The organism is Bacteroidota bacterium (genome assembly GCA_039111535.1).
Taxonomy (GTDB): domain Bacteria; phylum Bacteroidota; class Rhodothermia; order Rhodothermales; family JAHQVL01; genus JBCCIM01.
Genome location: JBCCIM010000143.1, coordinates 1 through 17969, shown reverse-complemented (window position 1 = coordinate 17969; position 17969 = coordinate 1). Strand labels below are relative to the sequence as shown.

Annotated in this window: 14 protein-coding genes; 4 read left to right on the top strand and 10 right to left on the bottom strand. The window is 51.4% G+C overall.

The genetic code is table 11. The annotated features are described in order from the left end of the window. The 3 genes from AAF564_19030 to AAF564_19020 form a co-directional block, all read left to right on the top strand. Window positions 1-257 (top strand): hypothetical protein (locus AAF564_19030; protein ID MEM8487653.1); only part of this gene is annotated, 257 nt, incomplete at its 5' end. 147 nt (window positions 258-404) lie between these two features. Then, a complete protein-coding gene (locus tag AAF564_19025) occupies window positions 405-995 on the top strand; it encodes a DUF4159 domain-containing protein (GenBank protein ID MEM8487652.1) in 591 nt (196 codons plus the stop codon). A gap of 252 nt (window positions 996-1247) precedes the next feature. Next, window positions 1248-1691 carry a hypothetical protein gene (locus AAF564_19020; protein MEM8487651.1) on the top strand — a complete coding sequence of 148 codons (444 nt, stop codon included), beginning with the start codon at window positions 1248-1250 and terminating at the stop codon, window positions 1689-1691. Window positions 1692-1722: 31 nt separating this feature from the next. Here the strand turns inward: AAF564_19020 and AAF564_19015 are convergent, their stop codons facing one another. The 9 genes from AAF564_19015 to AAF564_18975 all read right to left on the bottom strand — a co-directional run bounded on the left by AAF564_19015 (window position 1723) and on the right by AAF564_18975 (window position 16236). Further along, entirely contained in the window at window positions 1723-2757 is a 1035-nt protein-coding gene (locus AAF564_19015) for a hypothetical protein (protein ID MEM8487650.1), read from the bottom strand. 24 nt (window positions 2758-2781) lie between these two features. Next, a complete protein-coding gene (locus AAF564_19010; GenBank protein MEM8487649.1) occupies window positions 2782-5100 on the bottom strand; it encodes a glutamine amidotransferase in 2319 nt (772 codons plus the stop codon). 45 nt (window positions 5101-5145) lie between these two features. Continuing rightward, window positions 5146-8514 carry a DUF4175 family protein gene (locus tag AAF564_19005; GenBank protein ID MEM8487648.1) on the bottom strand — a complete coding sequence of 1123 codons (3369 nt, stop codon included), beginning with the start codon at window positions 8512-8514 and terminating at the stop codon, window positions 5146-5148. Window positions 8515-8550: 36 nt separating this feature from the next. Further along, window positions 8551-9249 carry a hypothetical protein gene (locus AAF564_19000; protein ID MEM8487647.1) on the bottom strand — a complete coding sequence of 233 codons (699 nt, stop codon included), beginning with the start codon at window positions 9247-9249 and terminating at the stop codon, window positions 8551-8553. A gap of 57 nt (window positions 9250-9306) precedes the next feature. Next, window positions 9307-10596 carry a BatA and WFA domain-containing protein gene (locus AAF564_18995; GenBank protein ID MEM8487646.1) on the bottom strand — a complete coding sequence of 430 codons (1290 nt, stop codon included), beginning with the start codon at window positions 10594-10596 and terminating at the stop codon, window positions 9307-9309. A 54-nt stretch (window positions 10597-10650) separates the two neighbouring features. After that, window positions 10651-11553, bottom strand: coding sequence for a DUF58 domain-containing protein (locus AAF564_18990; GenBank protein ID MEM8487645.1), 903 nt, complete (start codon window positions 11551-11553; stop codon window positions 10651-10653). Between the two features lie 51 nt (window positions 11554-11604). Further along, window positions 11605-12645, bottom strand: a complete 1041-nt coding sequence (locus AAF564_18985; GenBank protein ID MEM8487644.1) for a MoxR family ATPase — start codon at window positions 12643-12645, stop codon at window positions 11605-11607. A 106-nt stretch (window positions 12646-12751) separates the two neighbouring features. After that, window positions 12752-13483 carry a DUF4159 domain-containing protein gene (locus AAF564_18980; protein MEM8487643.1) on the bottom strand — a complete coding sequence of 244 codons (732 nt, stop codon included), beginning with the start codon at window positions 13481-13483 and terminating at the stop codon, window positions 12752-12754. 167 nt (window positions 13484-13650) lie between these two features. Then, the gene (locus tag AAF564_18975; protein MEM8487642.1) at window positions 13651-16236 is read right to left on the bottom strand and encodes a hypothetical protein; all 2586 of its coding nucleotides are present in this window, start codon (window positions 16234-16236) and stop codon (window positions 13651-13653) included. A gap of 95 nt (window positions 16237-16331) precedes the next feature. Here AAF564_18975 and AAF564_18970 point away from each other — a divergent pair, with 95 nt between their 5' ends. Beyond that, window positions 16332-17183, top strand: coding sequence for an aminoglycoside phosphotransferase family protein (locus AAF564_18970; GenBank protein ID MEM8487641.1), 852 nt, complete (start codon window positions 16332-16334; stop codon window positions 17181-17183). On the opposite strand, the gene AAF564_18965 is transcribed toward AAF564_18970, so the two are convergent. Beyond that, a partial coding sequence (locus tag AAF564_18965; protein MEM8487640.1) for an ATP-binding protein occupies window positions 17180-17969 on the bottom strand: 790 nt, incomplete at its 5' end. The genes AAF564_18970 and AAF564_18965 overlap by 4 nt on opposite strands.

Genomic DNA, 17969 nt, shown 5'->3' with positions numbered 1-17969 from the left:
CAGGATTCATGGCCCGCATGATGCCAAGCAAACCTGACTTGAGTGCTAAAGAGGCGTATGCCATCCTCCATGAAACAGGGGAAACCCTGGACGACTCGCCACGCATTGGCCGGCTTATTAATGCGCGAGAAGCCGTAAAAGCCGCGCTTGGAGAATCCACGCTTGCTACAGAATCTGCAACTGGCCGTGAAGAAGCTGTTTCGCATCGCGAGGAAAGCACGCACCAGGAAGTTGCTGGCAGCGAAAACCGGTTCTAATTTGTATCGATCAAGCTGAACCGATGCGGGTTCGTGTCGTTACCACCATCAGGTATTATCTTAAGGTGGCATACCCCAATGAACCGGTATCGCAGGCTATTTTTCTCACCAGGGGCATTCCTTGTAGGACTGCTCTTTCTTTGCAGCTTGGATACGTACGCCCAGGCACCACCACCAGTTAATGGGGAAAGCTTCAGGTTTGTACGGATCCGCTATGATTCGAATACAAACTTTAGCTACAATCGCTGGGGCCCGTGGGCATATGACTGGCCAACGGCTGAACAAAACCTGCACCTTGCCCTGGAGCGAACAACCAAAATCCCGCTGGCAGGTGAACCCATTGTACTCACGCTGAAAGACGCCGAAATTTTTGAGTACCCTATCCTCTACCTGTGCGAACCCGGCTATTGGCTTATCAATGATGAAGAAATCGAAAACCTGCGCGAGTATATCTACCGCGGTGGTTTTTTGATGATTGATGACTTCCACGACTATGGCGACAACCAGGTTGGTGCTGAGTGGGAAAATTTCTACATGAACATCTCCCAGGCTTTTCCTGATTGGGACCTGGTTGAACTGGACGCCTCACATCCTGTCTGGTCGATTTTCTACGATATAGACCCCGAGGCTGCGCTATCCACTAAAGCGATCTCCGGAGAAGTACCGTGGCTCGACGCCGATGATGATACCTCCTATGGCATGTTCACCCCCGACGGCCGGCTTGCCATCATTGTTTGATACAACCAGGATATTGGCGATGGATGGGAATGGCCGGGCCGTAACATGGGAGAAGCGTCAACGGTCAGTTTCCAGATGGCCATCAATTTCATTATGTACGCCCTGTCCCACTAACCAGTGGCTGCAGCGCAGATTCTAGTAGCTAGAATAGCAAATCCCTCCAGAAAATGACGTAAACAAGGGATTCTTTCCAAGCTTTCTAATTGTTATTTAAAAAGAATAGCACATTCAGAAAATTGCCGGAGGTCCATCATGGGGATGACATTCTGGGGCAGAGAGCACGCGTTGTTGAATGCGAAATTGCTAGACGTTCTTGAGCACTGCAAGATCAGCAAAAAATTGGGCAAAAAAGTAGGCCGGCATAAAGTCCCACTAAAAATCAAAAAGTACCCATTTATCCTGGTCTTTACGCAACCTGCGAAGGTGGTTAACATAGACCGTGTAAACCTCAAGGTAGACCTATCCATGAGCACAGCACTTTATGCCCTTGATGGTTACTATCCGGATGGCAAAGGGACGTCGACGATACGCTATACGATGAGCTATGAAGGCTATAGCAAAAAACTGTACTTTCGCGGTGCAACCCTGATCGAGATGAGCTTTGCCGGGAATATGTTTGATGCGTTAAAAACAGGGATGAAGAAAAAGGCCGGCAAGCTCAATCTTGAGTTGTCTGTGAAAGATTGCTTCTCATAAAACAGCAAAGAAGCATGCACCAGTGGCAGGGTTAAGGCGTCTGTTCTGCTGCGGCATTGCCCCGGGCGAGTTGCACAAAGAGGGTCTCAAGTTCCGCGTAGTATGCGTCGGTATCCATTGATGCTTTCTGGCTTTTCAAGTTGGCGATGGCCAGTTCAACCTGGTTTTTCTCCTGTTGCCACGCTGAGCCACCCACACGACCAGCTACCGCCCCTGCTGCTCCACCATCGCCAGACAGATACGTAATACTGGCCAGATGGCCGTCCGTGCCGTTCTCCAATTCGCCAAGCCGGCTCCCCTCTTGGTCACCATTGTCATCCAGCAGTGCATTCTCTGTGGCCAGATTGCTGTTATCAGCAAACATCTGATCCGTCCGCTCTGCAGCAAACTGAAAAACCTCTGCAACCGATATGCGCCCATCTTTGTCGCGGTCTGTTGCCGGACTGGTCAGGCTTTCTACCAAAAAGCGTGGAAACGACGTTTCATTTTTCTGTGACCCGGTGCGGGTAGCCGTAATCACCATACGATTGTCCGCACTTAGCGCCTCCACAAAAGGTGCGCTTGCACTGCTTGTGTTGATAAAAACGATGCGGCTGGCATCGAGCCCATCAACCAGTTCAGCAAAGTCGTGCTGGCTGAGGTCGCGGCGTGGAATATTAAGACGCGCCTCGCCATTGCTGAAACTGCCATGCCCAAACAATACAACTAGCACCATATCAGCCTCACCGACATGCGACTGCAAGGCACTGAACTGCGCCCGAATGTTTTCAGCTGTGGCGGTGTCATCAATAAAAGACTCACCAGAGATGCTGGCTTCGCCGAGCAAGGTCACATTTTCTGCCGGTATTGCCATCGATTCGACAAGCGCTTTGCGTGTATCAAACAAATATCCCTTAAATCGCTCTGTGTGTTCAGGACTCCCCCCCAGCCCACCAATCAACAGCGCATGGCGGTTCACGCCGTCCTGCGCGTAAAGCGTATTGCCACCCGCCAGGAGAATGAACAAGCATCCCAGGCAGACCACTAGCCGGCTGCGCAGAAAAATATGTAGCGTTTCAAATTTCATGCGATAACGTGCTGCTGAGCAACATTAAGGGAGGCCTTTGCGCCGGCGGTAAACCCATTCTGCAGAAAGCAAACCCAACACCACAAGCCACAACACAGGCATATCCCACAGATACTCTGATCTGTAAATAGATGTGCTCGTACGGCGATTGCGCAGGTTGGCGGGGATGGCCGAGACATCCGAAGACGAATAATACGTGCCACCGCTTGCACTGGCAAGCCGGCCCAGGAATGCAGACTTTAACGTCGCATCCCGGTATTCACGCCCTGACGGTTGTGTGAGAAAACTGGTAGGTTTACTGAACATACTGCCCGCCCCGTTTTCTGCCTCAACATCAAGCCGGTATACCCCCAGTTCTTCAGGGACAAACGTTGCGATATAAGCGCCTTCTTCAGACAGATCTTCCTGTAACTCAATTTCTTGAAAGCCACCAAACGGATCGGTTATGTAGGCGCGTACTACCGCACCACTAACTGGGTTATACAACCCATCGTACACATCAACCGCAATGGGGACTTCATCTCCCGGTGCAATTCGGGCATTCCCAATATCTACCGAAACCGGGTCTGGTGCCGAGGCAACAAGCCAACGGATCATTTGGCGCCAGAACCGCTCGTGCCGGCGGTCTTCATGAGAGAGGTGCATTTGCCAACGCCAGGTGCTTGCTGTAGAAAGCGCTGCACTGCGCCCCTTGCCATAGCGTTGTACAGCCAGTAGAGGCTCAGATGCCCCAAAATCATCTTGCGCTTTTTCAGCCAGAATAACTGCGCCCGGTTTGACGCGCCCCAGGAAGTTGAGGCTCGTAAGGCCGGGCATTTCATTCCACAGGCTGAAATTGGCGTCAGTTTCTGAAGATAGCTTCAGGATTGGACTCTCAAGCCCAACAGCTGTCGGCATAAACTTGAACCCCTGCTCAGCCGGCGATGCTTCCGGAATGCTAAACTCGGGCGGTACCACTGTACGCCGGCCCGGATCGATGGCCAGCGGCAACATATCGGCAACAGCCGTATTGAAATAATCTCCTTCAGCAAAAGAATTGAGTCCGCCCAGCATCATAAAACCACCACCCCGCTTGCGGACAAAGGCTTCCAGCATCTCTAGCTGATCTAGCGAAAAAGCAGACGCTTCGATGTCACCAAGAATTACAGCTTTGTAGCCATAGAGTGCTTCAACAGAAGACGGAAAGCCTCCCGCCAGTGTTTCAGGATTGCGGGATACCTGTCGGTAAAATTGTGCAGGGCCAGTACGCGAAACGGAGGCAACATCTATAACCTGATCGTCTTCGAGTGCACGCTTCAGAAACTTGAACTCAGGGCGCAGACTTCCCTCCAGCAACAACACCCCAAGCGTATCTTTCTGGGTGTCGATGAGCAGGCTTACCGCGTTGTTTTCAATGTTTAACTCGTCCGGGGCTTCATCAATTTTGAGGACGTATTCGTCAGCGCGCTGGGATTCAGGTTCGAAGAAAAAGGCAAACTGATCAATTTTGCCGCCACCCTTGATCGTTTTTGTAGCCGAGAATACGCGGTCTTCCCCGAGGTATAGTCCGAAGGTGACAGGCGCCGGCGTCTCATCCCAACTGCGGACCTTGACTTCAATTTCAGCACCAGTCGTTTCTTCCACACTTCGGCTAGCTGAAGCCTCAAGTATTTCGCGTTCCTGGGCAAACGCTTCTTGTCCCAGGCCAACAATATGCAGTGGCACATTCATCGCACGCAACTGCTCAGCCTGGTTCAGCGGCACCTCGGTGCTGTTGTCGCCGCCGTCAGTCATCAAAACAACGCCCGACAATGGGATGCCATTAAAATCTGATATAACGCGTTCCAACGCCTGGGAAATATTGGTGGCCTCCTCATCCGCTCCTACGTGCTGGACGCTATCAACGCGTTGCGTTCGTCCCCCGAAGGTATAATACCTGACATTAAATACTTCGTCTAGCCCTTGTATGATGCCATCCGATTCGTCAAATAGCAGTGCATTTGCCCGGTCGAGGCGCTCAACGCCGGCAGCTTCATCCTTGATACGCATGCTTTCGGAAGCGTCTACGACCACGGCCACAAAGTTGTCGTCGGGGATGACATCCGGCATGATCAGCACAGGCTCGAGCAGCGGCAACATTAAAAGGCTGAGCGCTGTGATGCGCAGACTGAGGGAAAGCGCGCGGGTCCTGGTTGACGCAAAAGCATTCGTTGTAAAATACACAACGGCAAACAATGCAGCGATCCCCAGCGCAACCAGCACCCACAACAATACCTGCTGATTTCCCTGAAGAAAACCGAGTTCTCCTTCTGAAAAATTCAGCTGGTTAAATTTGAACAACCGTTCAAACCAGGATTGTGGCATAATACTATACGCGGGGTTACATGCGTGGGGGTGAGGGAATCAAGTCTAGTTGTTTGACTTGGAGAGCGACTCATAATATTTGTCAACCGCTTCCTGGTATTCATCCGGGACCTGTGCCCGACGTGCACCATACAGTTTCTTTTCCATTTCGATTTTGTCGAGCGCTTTTGCGAGGGCCGCTTCAAGATCAGAAAAAGGCTTGTACACACGGTCATTAAAGTAGCTTTCAGCGGCTTCTTCATCGAGTAGCACACCTGTATTGCTGGCATCAGTTAGCCGGCGCATGGCATTTTCGGCCTGCCGCAGACCGCGTTGAAAGCCCTGATTACCTTCCAGTTGGCCTTCCAGTCGATCCATGGCTTCGCGGGCCTGTTCGAGTTGCCGCTGCATGCGTGCAGCCGTTTCCCGCTGCTGGCGGTCATTGGCTTGCTGGTTGTTAGGCGACTGTCCGGGTGTTTGCCCTTCAGATTGTCCCTGTGCCTGTCCGGGCTGGCCGGTAGCCTGCGCTTCCATTTGCTCAACGCGGTTGCGCAGGTCCTGCAAATCAGAAAGGGCACGGCGCAGTTGCTCTTCATCAGTTTGGGGTAATGCCCCTTCAATCGCGCGCATTTCCGTTTCCATCCGCTCAAGCCCGGTTTGTATTTCATCTTCAAGGCGCTCAGCGTAATCTAGCCAGCGATTGGAGAGGGCTTTTTCGGAGTCTTCAAGTTTTTGCTCCAACTCATCCCGCCGCATTTGCTGTAGCATGTTTCTGATAGAAGAGGCTACATCGGGCTCTTCCGAACGGGTGCTTTTCTCAACGGCTTCTGCCTGATTTTTGAACTGGTTAAACCGTGCCCGCAGGTTTTCCCTGTTTTCTTCGAGCCGATCAAGACTGCTGCCGGCCACGCGGCCGTCATTCTCCATCGCCTTTTTGAGCACATTGCTTATGTCTTCAGCAAGCTGATCTTCTTGCTCCTGGAAGTCGTCAAATTCGCGCCCGAGATCCTGCAGCATTTCACGCGTAGTTTCAGCCCCGCCGGCGCGAAGGTCCTGTTGCAGTTTGTCCAATTCATTTAATGCCTGTTGCTGGCTTGCAGCAGCGCGCTGTTCATCGTTGTTACGCAAGGCACGCTCTGCATCCCGCATGTGCTCCATTGCCCGCTCGAGCGATTCCTGGACCTGGCCATCCTGCTGCGATTGTCCCTGTTGCTGGTTCTGCATGGACTGCGCAAGGCTTTCGGTCTGCTGCCGCAGTTCATCCTGATCGCGCTTTAAGCGCTCGATGTATCGCTTCTTGTCTTCCCCTTGCATTTGCTCGGGGCGGTTTTGGTTGGCGATACGTTGTTGCCTGCGCGCCAATTCTTTTACGCGTTCAAGGGCTTCATCTTTCCGTTGCTGCTCTTGTGCAGCTTCAGAACCGCGCTGCTGCTGGATTTCATATTTGTCTCTTGAAATATCAAGTTCGAGATCCATCAACTCGGTCATACGGTCTTCCATACCGCCGCCGCCGCCACCTTGCTGGCCGCCTTCATTACGGGTAACATTGCGATCCCTGTTAAGCGCATCTGCTTTAAGCAAGAAATTGAGTGCCCGGCGTTCCGGCTTCAGGGCATCATCGAGCGCAACATCTTCTAACGCGTCTACCGCTTCCTTCATGGCTTCTACAGCCTGACGCAGGAGCTCAGCTACTTTTTGCACTTCCGGATTGGAGCGCAACTCAACGGTGAACGTGGTTGCACTCAATCGCTCTTCGATGTCGTTCATCAAGTTTGATTGCGCGCGCGCCAGCCCTTCAGCGCCTTCTTTGAACGATGCCTCAGTTTCTTCATCTTGCTGCCGCAACAAACGCCAGGTTGCTGCAATAATTTCTTGCTGGCTAACAACCGTTCGGCTCTGCATGCCACCCCCACCACCGCCGGCCATGTTGTTTTCCTGCGTAAAGCGCTGGTCAAACGGAATCACTTCGATAAAGTACATATCGGTAGCTTCCGGCCCGTGGGGTTCGTAAAAGTCTTCTGTTTCTACATAGTAGGAAAGGATATCGCCAGGCTCTAGCGTAAAGTCTTCGAGAAAGACTACATAATCACCTTCTGCTTCCTGCACGCCTCTTTTCCCGGTGGCAACAAGCGGATGTATCTGTTCGTCTTCCCCATTGACAGACAAATGCAGGCGCAGCGTTTTTATACCATAGTCATCTGTTGCCGTAGCTGCGATTAGCACCTCTTCAATGGCATTTACGCGAACATCCTGCTGAGGCTCGGTAAGGGTAACCACCGGTTTTTGATCCTCAACAACAATGACCTGATACTCAACAGGAAATTTGTTAGACTTGCCAGCCGTGTCTTTTAGCTCAATATGATAATAATCATCTGCCGTGAGCTTCAGTTCAGTGCGGTATTCGCCGCTTCCCGTTTCGTTTAGGGTAATGCGTCGACCGCTCTCGAAAACCATTTCGGCTGTTTCAACGGCGCCTGTTGTTGCAATTGACAGGGCAACGGTAGCGTCTTTTAATCCGCGAATGTCACCTGTATTTTCCTCGGTGCGCGCAGGAATTCCTGTATAAGCAGGGTAACTGTATCGCAAATCAATTTGTCCAACGGCCGGAAATTCGTATAGCGTAATATCAAACGTTTCGCTTTGCACTTCATTGTGCGCGATAAAGTATTGGATCGGCTCCTGGACATTGACCAGTTGATAAAGATACACCGGCTGTCCGACCCCCTTCTGCATTGACGTCTTCTGCCATTCTCCTGCACCTATTTTGAAGTGCAGCATAACTTCTTCCTCACTCGCATCGCGCAAGGTAGAAATAATTTCTTGCGACTCGCCTTTTTCAATCTCTACCGATCCTGGCGTAATTGCCATGTATGGTTTTTCAGGTGCTGCTGCCATTGATACGCGGGCACCGGAGAATACAGCGACTATATCTTCTGCCTTGTTGTAGGCAAAAACGGCAAACAGCGTCAGGCAACCGGCGGCGATGTAGGATAAAATGCGCTGTCTTTTCTGATCAACAACGGTTGTGAGCGGGATAGCTTTGATTTGCCGGCTGGCATCGTCAATGAGATTGCCAAGGATAGAATCTTCAAGCTGTCGGGTGCTGCCCACTTCCACGGCGCTGTTGAGTCGGTCTTGCAAGCCTGGAATCCGCTCTTCGATATACAAGGCAATTTGCTGATCATCCAGTTTCTTGAACAACGGTAAGGCTGCAAACCGAATTGCTACGTACAATACCGCAAGCACGGCAACACCGAGGCCCATGTACAGATAGGTTACGTTGACTTCCGTCTGAAAATAAATCAGCAGCAACAGGGCCGTGAAGAAAAGGGCCGTCAGCAATGCGAGCGAAAGGCCCTGCAATGCAGCGCGTTTACGCCAGCGTTTGCGGACGTTCTCTACGAGGGCGCGAACTTGATACGTTGATACAGGCATGTTCTTCTGCTGTTTATGTTAAGCTTCGTTCACCCGCTACTTTTTCTGCTTTCGGTTGGCGATGACTGTTTCCAACACATAGAGGAGCACCATTAATAAAATGACGTATCGCCAGAATTTTTGTTGCCGCTCCGCATCATCCAGTTCGATGGTCCGCGCCAATTCTGCTGACACAGGCACGTTGCCAGGAGGCGGTACAACAGCACCATGGGCTTCTTCGGGATCGCGGCCGTCAAGTACCGATTCAGCGACATCCACATTCACAGAAAAAAACCGTTGCGTAGTCCCCTGTGCAGCCGCGTAATGGCCGGGCACGTCTGTGGCCTCAAAATACCCCTGACCCAAATCATCCATGGTCACTTTAAAAATGTCGCCGGCAGGATTCCTGACATCCCACGTAGACCCTTGCCGCCCTTCCAATCGTACCGGCTCACCTATGGTGAACAATTGCTGATCCACGGAGGTCTGCAAGGCATAACGCGCCAACTGATACAAAAAGGGCACGTACATCTCGCCAATAGGGAAATCGGTCCATTCCGGACTCAGGCTGGATGTATACACCAGCACCTTGCCCTGCCCCAACGTTTTTTCGATGAGGAAAGGGTCTTCGGAATCGAAACGCCCCAGTACGCTTGCTGATGAATCAGGGACAACGCGGGCATAGCGGCGGAATCGTGGCCGAAAAATAGATCCTGATCCCGACGTAGCAAACACCGAGAAAATGGGGTGGCGCATGTCAACCTCTCCGATAATGGCATCATATCCTTGTACAGAAGCCGCTCGCACAATAGATTATACTGAGCCTAACTCAAGGGCTTGCAGCAAACGGGAAAACGCGGCCACGGTAGCCTGCTCACCAAACGAAACGATGAGACTCCCCCCTCCTTCAACATAGGCCTTCAAGGTGTTAATTTCGCGTTCGAGCGGGTTACCCGAAGAAATGAAAACGGCACTGATATCTCGCAGTTGGGCGCGGGTCACGTTGCCCGATGCCTGGGTGTTAAAATTGTAGATTGCTTGATCGCCCTGATTGAAGGCGCGGTCCAGGTAATAAACCGCGTGGCCGGCATTCCTGCGGTTACTGCCGAGACCGAGAAGTGAGGGCCGGCCTTCTACATTAAATGTAAAATAGCGGCTATCATCTGCAGGGAGCGCATCACCGGGCAGACTCACCTGTCCCTGGAAGACGCCTTCACGCGGGGCGCTGTATTGAAAAGAGGAACGGCGAGAGGCAGCGGCCGGCAATTCAGAGGCATCCACTTCCGCTCCGTCAATGGCAAGTTCAACCGTTGCCGGTGATGACGCGGCGTCACCGGTTGACCCAAGGCGTGTATCAAACCGGTGGATCAGGCCGGCGGCAGACCGCTTTTCGGAGATATTAAAATCTTCAACGTAAAGGTTAGAGGGAGCTTGCGCTCGCAGGTCTACCACCTCAAAAGAAATATCGGGATCCAGCTTCCAGTTTTCGAACGCACCTTTCCATCCGCCCAGTTGTAAATCGGAGATCAGGACAATGTGCCGCATCTGATGACGCGCCTCTGAAAGCACTTCTTCTGCCAATCGCAGGGGTTGATAGAAGTCAGTTGTCTGATATCCCGTCGCAAGCACATTATCAACCACATTCTCGTGCAATACGATATCAGAAGACAATGGGGTGAGTTGCTGCGTTTGGGCGGCAAACTGGATAATGGAAAACTCATCTTCGCCGGCAGCTTCTGCAAGCTTGCCACGCACTGCACGCCGCGCTTCCTCAAAGCGGTTGTCGTATTGCATGCTGTAAGAGTTATCAACCAGCAAAACTACCGAGCGATTTTCACGCTGCGAAACAAACGGGATGTTTTCAGCCGGCACAAACGGGCGAGCAAAAGCCAGCGCCAACAGACCCAGCAAGCAACACCGCAGGGCCATCAGCAACCAGTGCTGAATGCGGCGCTGCCGTACCACTTCTTTGGGTGTCATCTTCAAAAACATCAAGGAACTGAATTGCACCTTCTTGGCCTGGACGCGACGCACCAGGTGATACAGCACTGGAAGCAGCGCAGTAGCAAGGGCAAACAGAAATATGGGGCTTAAGAAAGACAATTAAAGCCTGTCGTTTGTGGTCGTAAAATGAATTAAAGGATGTTTGTTACCGGTTTATTTCTTGCGCTTAGATCGGGCAGCCAGGAACTGAAACAACGCAAAGTCCAGCGGTTGATCAGTGGTCACCAGGTGATAATCTGCACCAAGGACCGCACACTGCTCGTAGAGTCGCGTCCGGTACGCTTCCAGATTTTGCAGATAGGTTGCCTTGGCGGTATCCGCATCAAGCAACATTTTCTCCCCCGTTTCCAGGTCTTCAAACTCAACCATGTCACCATAGCCAAATTCGACTTCCTGTAAATCAAACAGGTGGAAGACAATGACTTCATTGCCGGCAAACCTGAAGTGTTTTATCCCATCGATAATTTCTTCAGGATCGTCGAGCAAATCAGAGATCAACACCACAAATCCGCGTTTTTTCTGCAATTCTGCGAGTTGATGCAGCGGCTTTCCCATCGCTGTGGGTTCGCCCAGGTTCGCACGGTCCATATGCTGCAAAACCGTCAGCAGATGGCCCGAAGCTTTGCGTGCCGGAATACGCTGCACAATTTTGTCATCAAAGAGCGTCATACCTACAGCTTCCTGCTGCATCCACATGAAATACCCAAGTGATGCTGCGAGATAAAACGCATAGTCTAATTTTGTGACGTCGCTCGAGGCAAATCCCATCGACGGGCTAACGTCTACCAGCAGGTTGATCGACGTGTTGGTTTCATCTTCGTACTCTTTTACATAGAGCCGATCGGTGCGGGCATACAACTTCCAATCGACATGTAGCGGATCATCACCATGGATGTAGCTGCGGTACGACATGAATTCGACGCTTGCTCCTTTGTATGGGCTTTTGTGTAAGCCTGACAAAAAACCTTCCACCACAGTTTTTGCCAGCAACTGCATATTGGAGATTCTGGAGAGAACCTCTGGTTTAATAAATCTGAGTGCCGGCTGCGTTTCCATTGTGGACGCGGGATTTAGGAGTTCAGGCGTGCCTTAAAAAGCATGTATCGATCAGGACAAGCCAGAAACAGGCTCTTTTGCTTCTTCTAACAAACGAGAGATGATCTGTTCGATGGTTACGTTCTCGGATTCAGCATAGAAGTTTGTCAGCACCCGGTGTCTGAGCACATCAGGCGCCAGTGCTTTGATATCTTCGATTGCGACGTTGTATCGTCCCCTGAAGACAGCCCTGACTTTGCTGCCGAGCAAGAGGTACTGAATGGCGCGTAAGCCGGCTCCCCAACGCACCCACTTCTTCACATAGTCTGGTGCCTCATCTGATGCCGGCCGCGTACTACGCACAATAGAAACAGCAAACTCACCCACATTCTTTGGCACGTAGACTTTTTTGACCAGCTTATGAAAAGCGAGCACATCTTCACCTTTAAGCACTGTCTGCAAAGGGGCTTGCTCATCAGACGTCGTAGACATCGCAACCTCCAATTCGTCTTCAGCAGACAGGTAGTCGATCACGAGGTTAAACATAAACCGGTCGAGCTGTGCTTCGGGCAGAGGGTAGGTGCCTTCTAGTTCAATCGGGTTCTGGGTTGCCAGTACAAAAAATGGCCGGTCGAGCTTTAATTGCTCGCCCCCCGCTGTCACCTGAAATTCCTGCATTGCTTCGAGCAGGGCAGATTGGGTTTTCGGCGGCGTCCGGTTGATTTCGTCAGCCAGAATGATGTTGGCGAAAATGGGGCCCTTGATAAACTTGATTTGGCGCGTGCCTTTTGAGCGATCTTCTTCGATTACATCAATACCTGTGATATCCGCCGGCATCAGATCGGGTGTGAACTGAATGCGTTTATATGAGAGGTCGAGGATCTCACCCAATGACTTGATCAACAGTGTTTTAGCCAGTCCGGGTACACCAGTAATGAGGCAATGTCCTCCGGCGAATAAAGCAATGAGTACTTTTTCGATGACTTCATCCTGCCCAACAATACGTTTGCGGAGCTGCTCAATAACCTGTGTCCTGCCGGCTTGCAGCTGCTGGAGGATTTCATTTTCAGATGCGTCAGGTGCACCATTGCCATGTAGATCGTTTCCGTTCACGTCGCCTGGTTTGAGTTAAAGGTTGAAAGTTTAAGGTGTCTCGAGGTTGAAGGTTTTAGCCAAAGGGTCATTGCAATACACAACTTTAAACGTTCAACCTTAAACTTTAATGCGTGAGTGCATAAATGAGGAAGTTCACACCCATTTGAAAACTAATGGTTGAAGCCTCTTCAAAATTTCTATCTGGCCATTCCCAGCCGTCGCCTAAATCCTGGTTGTAGCAGGCCAGTGCCATCAGGCGGCCGTTTTTATCAAAGTAACCGATGTAGGCATCATCGTATTTTGTAAAGTATCCGCGTCCCTTAACAAGGGCCGGTGCTTCTACCGGGTCGATATCGTAAAAAATGCTCCAAATCGGATGATTATTGGGCAGTTCGCGCGGCTCCAGATCCGGGAAAGCCCGCTTCATTTCTTCTACTAGCTGAATCCACTCAGACTCAGAGCCAAAATCGTCAAACAATACAAAGCCGCCCCGATTTAAATAATCTCGCAGGTTCTCTACTTCCTCCTCTTCCATCATCCAGTACCCTGGCTCACAGATGTAAAGCATCGGGTATTCAAAAATTTCTTCATCAGACAGGCGCAAGACAATCGGGTCACCTTCCACATGAATGTCTGTGGTACGGTCCAGGGCAAGATGTAAATTGCGTTCTGCTACTGGCCAGTCGTGGCTCCAGTGGGCTCCCCATCGCCGGCGCCATCCCTCTCCGTCGCTACTGTCTACCGCATCACCAAATTGGATGCGTACAAATTGAAAGCCATGATCCGTCTGCGCAGTGGCCTTATCTGGCAGCACTAACACCAACAGTAACGTTGATATGAGACAAATTCTATACATCACAATAACCTACCTACGCCACTCAAAAAATCAAAGTTTACGATATGTACAAGATTTTACATATCTAACAATTAAATGCCTGCACTGCGCGCATCGCAGGTTGACAAAAAGCGCGTTTAAAAATGGATTGATATTTTATGACTACGCGATGATTGCCAATTATGCGGCTAGGGTGCGCCGTCTACAATCTCTAACAATAATTTCTGCGCATCTCTGTACGCCGGCGCCAGTTCGAGGCTTTGTAATACCGCACGCCTGGCCTCATCTGATCGTGTTGCCTGCTGCAAGGCACGGGCAAACTCATAATACGCCGCAGCCCGATCAACAGGATTTAATCCAAGGATTGCTTGCCGCGATCGTACTGCTTTGTTCAAATCGCCGGCATCAGCATAAAGAGAAGCCAGTGAGGTATACACATCGCGATCATAAGGTGCAACTTGAAGACTACGCTCAAGATAATTCGTTGCTTTATCCGGCTCTCCTTGTGCTAAAAACAACATTCCCAGTTCTTTTGCTTCATCTGCGCCATGTTCAGAAATCGCCAGGAACTGCTCCAGCACTTCAGTCAATTTGGCATTGTCTTCTTTCGCACGGTAGGCCGCAATGAGGCCACTGTACGGGTTGCCAGGATCGGTGTAAGCCGGGTATAGGATTCTGGCCTCTTCAAACGCTGCGATGGCGGCGTCCCATTGTTCTGCACCAAGTGCTTCGTACCCTGTTTGCAGCGCCCTCAAAAAATCACTACGTCCTACCAGGGCTCCATCCAATACCCCGGGCTCTCCATCCTCAAACGGATTGGGCATCCCGCGCAGCACAGGTGCCAACGCAGTGTATTCAGCCTGTACCTGGGCACGAAAAGCTGTATCTATGGCTTCCAGGCTTTGGCCGGTTGCATCGCGCACGCTCGCTGCATCATTTTTGCCGGCTGCAAATCCCTGTAACACTTGCACAATGGCAGGGAAACCGTATTCATCAGCAATAAACCCAATGACACGGGATGCATGATAATAACTCATGAGGATCTGGCCCTGGTAGGTTGGGCGGGTAAATCCGCGATCCATTTGGTTGAGGGCCAGCAATTTGTCTTCGTTGAACGCCATCAGAAATTCGAGTTGCATCTCGCGTCCCCATTCCGGACGTGCAACGTGCTCTTCATAAACGGCGAGTCCTTCTGCAAACCAGCGCGGTAACTTGAACTCGGAGACCCCTATCGAGAAGGTATGCACCAGCTCATGCCAGAGTGTTCGGGCCCAATTGTAAGAACCCGGCTGCTGTCCGCGAGGCGTATTGATGGCTACCACATCACCAAAACTTACACCGAGCAAACCTAGATGTGGTACACCGGCTACACGCACGGCAAAATCATCTGCATCGTTGTACGCTTCGATAAAAATCTTTTCCCGGAAAGTGTAGGGATAGCGCGGCACAAGGCTGGCATAGGCAGCTTCAGCTTCAGCGAGGATGGCCGGCCCCAGGACATCACGTTCCGTGTTGTGGATTAGCAAGCGAAAGTGGCTGCTTTCCAGTAAAGCGAAGTCGTCGTATTCATCAATCAGGGTGAGCGTATTGCCAACAAACAGATTGAAAGGATCTTGCTCAAAGCTAAAATCCAGATACCTGCGCGCTTCTTGTGACCGCCCGAGGCGGAGCAGGCTCGTGCCGAGTTGGGCATAAGCATTGGGATCTCTACGGTTGGTACGGATGGCTTTCTCTCCGAAAGCAACGGCATCAGGATAGCGAAACTTGAGTTCGCAATTTGCAGCAAGCAACGTATAGAAATCACTTGCACGCGGATTAAGCGCAAGGGCGCGGGCCTCTACTTCATCAAACGCCGGCTGTGCACCCCTCAAATGGTGTATTGTAGCCAGATGTGCCAGCGCTTCCATGCTACTGGGGTTGATGGCAAGGGCTTCATCAACAAAATTTTCTGCCTGATCGAGCTGGCCATCGAGAATCGACAGGCCGGCAAGGATGTTTCTTGCTGGCGCGCTATTCGGGTTCTTTTCTAATGCCAGGCGCGCAAACTCTTCCTGTTTGGCAAAAGACCGGACCGAGCGGGCATAGCCTACATATACCGGTGCGTAAGAAGGGTTGGCGGCAATGGCTTCATCAAATGTGCGTTGGGCATCTGCGTCATTGTACTTCTCCCGAAAGAGCTCGCCCCACCAATACAGGTTGCGAATGTGCCCCGGTTCAAGCTGATGTGCCGTACGAAACGCATCGTTTGCATCTCTAAATTCTCCCATCCGGGCTGCGGCTTTTGCAGCAACACCAAGTTCTTCAGCCGTGCGAAATGCGTTGTTTTTGTAATTGCGGTAAATGTAGTTGAACAACTCCTCTGCCTGCGACTCCCGCCCCGTCCGCGTAAACAGTTCGGCGGCGAGGTAGAGATTACGCCAGAGGTCTTGTTTCTGCTCAGCGGCCGCCCGGTAGGCAGCCTCCGCTTCCTGATACGCACCCATCAATTCATAGAGCGCCCCGCGGGCATGTAAAACGTATGCGTTATCCGGGAATGCCTCCAAAGCATCGAGGCCGGCTTCATAAGCACCCGTAATCTGAAACGCTTCCGCATAATGGATCACATCCATAGAGGCAACGTTTTCATCTATCGCCAGGCGTTCTTTATATCGTTCAATGGCATTTGCGTAGTCGCCCGCCTGCAATGCGTTATATGCCTCATTAGCCGATTCCTGGGCTTGAACAGGAGTGGTAATTGCCAGAAGCAGGAGGAGCGCCAGAGAAAAAAGAAGCATGGGCTTTCATCGGGTGAGGCGAGTTTCAACCTATTGAATTACTACAAGCGTAGCGGCTGGTTTCTGAAACACGGCCAAAGGGCTCCATTTTCTGCATGTTTGACTTCACAACACATACCACAAAGCAGACGCTGCTGCGCCATCTGAACTTCGAGCAGGCTTCAATCCAAGTCCTTGTTGAACGGGCAGATCGCCTTGTTTTGAAGGTCCAAACGGCTACAGCGTGCTACGCATTAAAGGCTGCTGCTACGCCCGAGATGATACATCAGGAAGTGGCGAACAATAATAAGCTTGCAGCAGCCGGCTTGCCGGTGGCGCACCTTCAGGCAACAGGCGATCAACCCATGCCTTTTGTGCTGCACACCTGGATTAAAGGAACGGCACTGCATACCTCCCATGGCCCCGCGGTTATGCGGGAAACGGCCGCGCTGTTGCGGCGCATCCATCAGATAGGCGGAAAGCCGCCATATGCCGGCAATGATTCTTGGGATCAATGGATGAAAGGCTGGCTGCATCATGCCCTGCCCTGGTGGCAAAAAACCGCAAACATTTCAGCAGCCCGCATCAGTGAAACATGGCACATAGTTGACACCCTGCAACCGCTGCTGGCAACACGCGGTAATGCGTTTATCCTCTTTGATGGTAGGCCTGATCATTTTCTCATAGCCAACAACCGAATAGCGGGGTTGATTGATCTGGGCGAAGCGCGGAGTGGCGACCCGGCGATGGACCTGGGGGTCATTGCGGCAAACAACCCCGTATTGCTGACACAACTCCTGCCACACTATGAAGCGCCGGCTGATGAGTTGGGCAAAATAAATCGTCTGATCCCCTTCTATACCTTTTTGCGGTTACTTGCGCTGGCAGAATGGCACGTCCATCAAAGCGAACCTGAACGCGCAGCATCTTTTCTGGATCGGGCTGCCAGGCATACCTGGCCAGTTTAGTGAAGTGTATGCAGCAACTGCTTTTCTGGCACCAATGGCAAGCGAACCGTCACCGTTGTCCCAACACCAGCCATAGAGTCGATCGAAATCCGTCCGCCGTGTTTTTCAACCACAACGGCATGCACCACAGACAACCCCTGCCCAACACCCAGGCCGTCTGATTTTGTTGTAAAAAACGGGTCAAAAATCCTGGGTCGTATGGCTTCGGGAATGCCGGTACCATTGTCGCCAATACGAACAACACACCAGTTGTCTTCTGTCGCGGTACTGATCGTAATGTCTCCTTTTTCACCACCCGCCTCCTCCATTGCTTCTGCTACCGCGTGCGCAGCATTGGTAATGAGATGATAGAAGGCCTGGTTGAGTTCGGCCGGATAGCCGAGGATGTGCGGTAATTCGCAGGCCATATCCCTGCGAAGGTCTGCAACAAACCCCCATTCATTTTCTGTAACGGTCAGGGTGTTTTCGAGCGCACTGTTCACATCTACCATGGTTTTCTCAGCGATGACGGGTTGCGAGAATTCCCTCATTGCCTTCACCAACCGCGAAACCTGGTTAACCCCTTCGAGGGTCTGATGCAGCGAAGCTGGAATTTCCTCTGCCAGGTAAGTGATATCTGCTTCTTCAAGCAGGTTTTCCACTTCCGCAATTAATTCTGGGTATTGACCGTGTTCTTTTGCCAGTGTAAGTACTTTTTGCAGTGCATTGTTCGTTTCAAACACATCCTGAAGCGCATCCATTAAGAACTGCGTATTGTCCCCGACATATTGCATCGGCGTGTTTATT

Coding starts and splice junctions, on each gene's coding strand:
- AAF564_19020 (MEM8487651.1), top strand. CDS start 1,248: ATGGGGATGACATTCTGGGGCAGAGAGCACGCGTTGTTGAATGCGAAA.
- AAF564_19015 (MEM8487650.1), bottom strand. CDS start 2,757: ATGAAATTTGAAACGCTACATATTTTTCTGCGCAGCCGGCTAGTGGTC.
- AAF564_19010 (MEM8487649.1), bottom strand. CDS start 5,100: ATGCCACAATCCTGGTTTGAACGGTTGTTCAAATTTAACCAGCTGAAT.
- AAF564_19005 (MEM8487648.1), bottom strand. CDS start 8,514: ATGCCTGTATCAACGTATCAAGTTCGCGCCCTCGTAGAGAACGTCCGC.
- AAF564_19000 (MEM8487647.1), bottom strand. CDS start 9,249: ATGCGCCACCCCATTTTCTCGGTGTTTGCTACGTCGGGATCAGGATCT.
- AAF564_18990 (MEM8487645.1), bottom strand. CDS start 11,553: ATGGAAACGCAGCCGGCACTCAGATTTATTAAACCAGAGGTTCTCTCC.
- AAF564_18980 (MEM8487643.1), bottom strand. CDS start 13,483: ATGTATAGAATTTGTCTCATATCAACGTTACTGTTGGTGTTAGTGCTG.
- AAF564_18975 (MEM8487642.1), bottom strand. CDS start 16,236: ATGCTTCTTTTTTCTCTGGCGCTCCTCCTGCTTCTGGCAATTACCACT.
- AAF564_18970 (MEM8487641.1), top strand. CDS start 16,332: ATGTTTGACTTCACAACACATACCACAAAGCAGACGCTGCTGCGCCAT.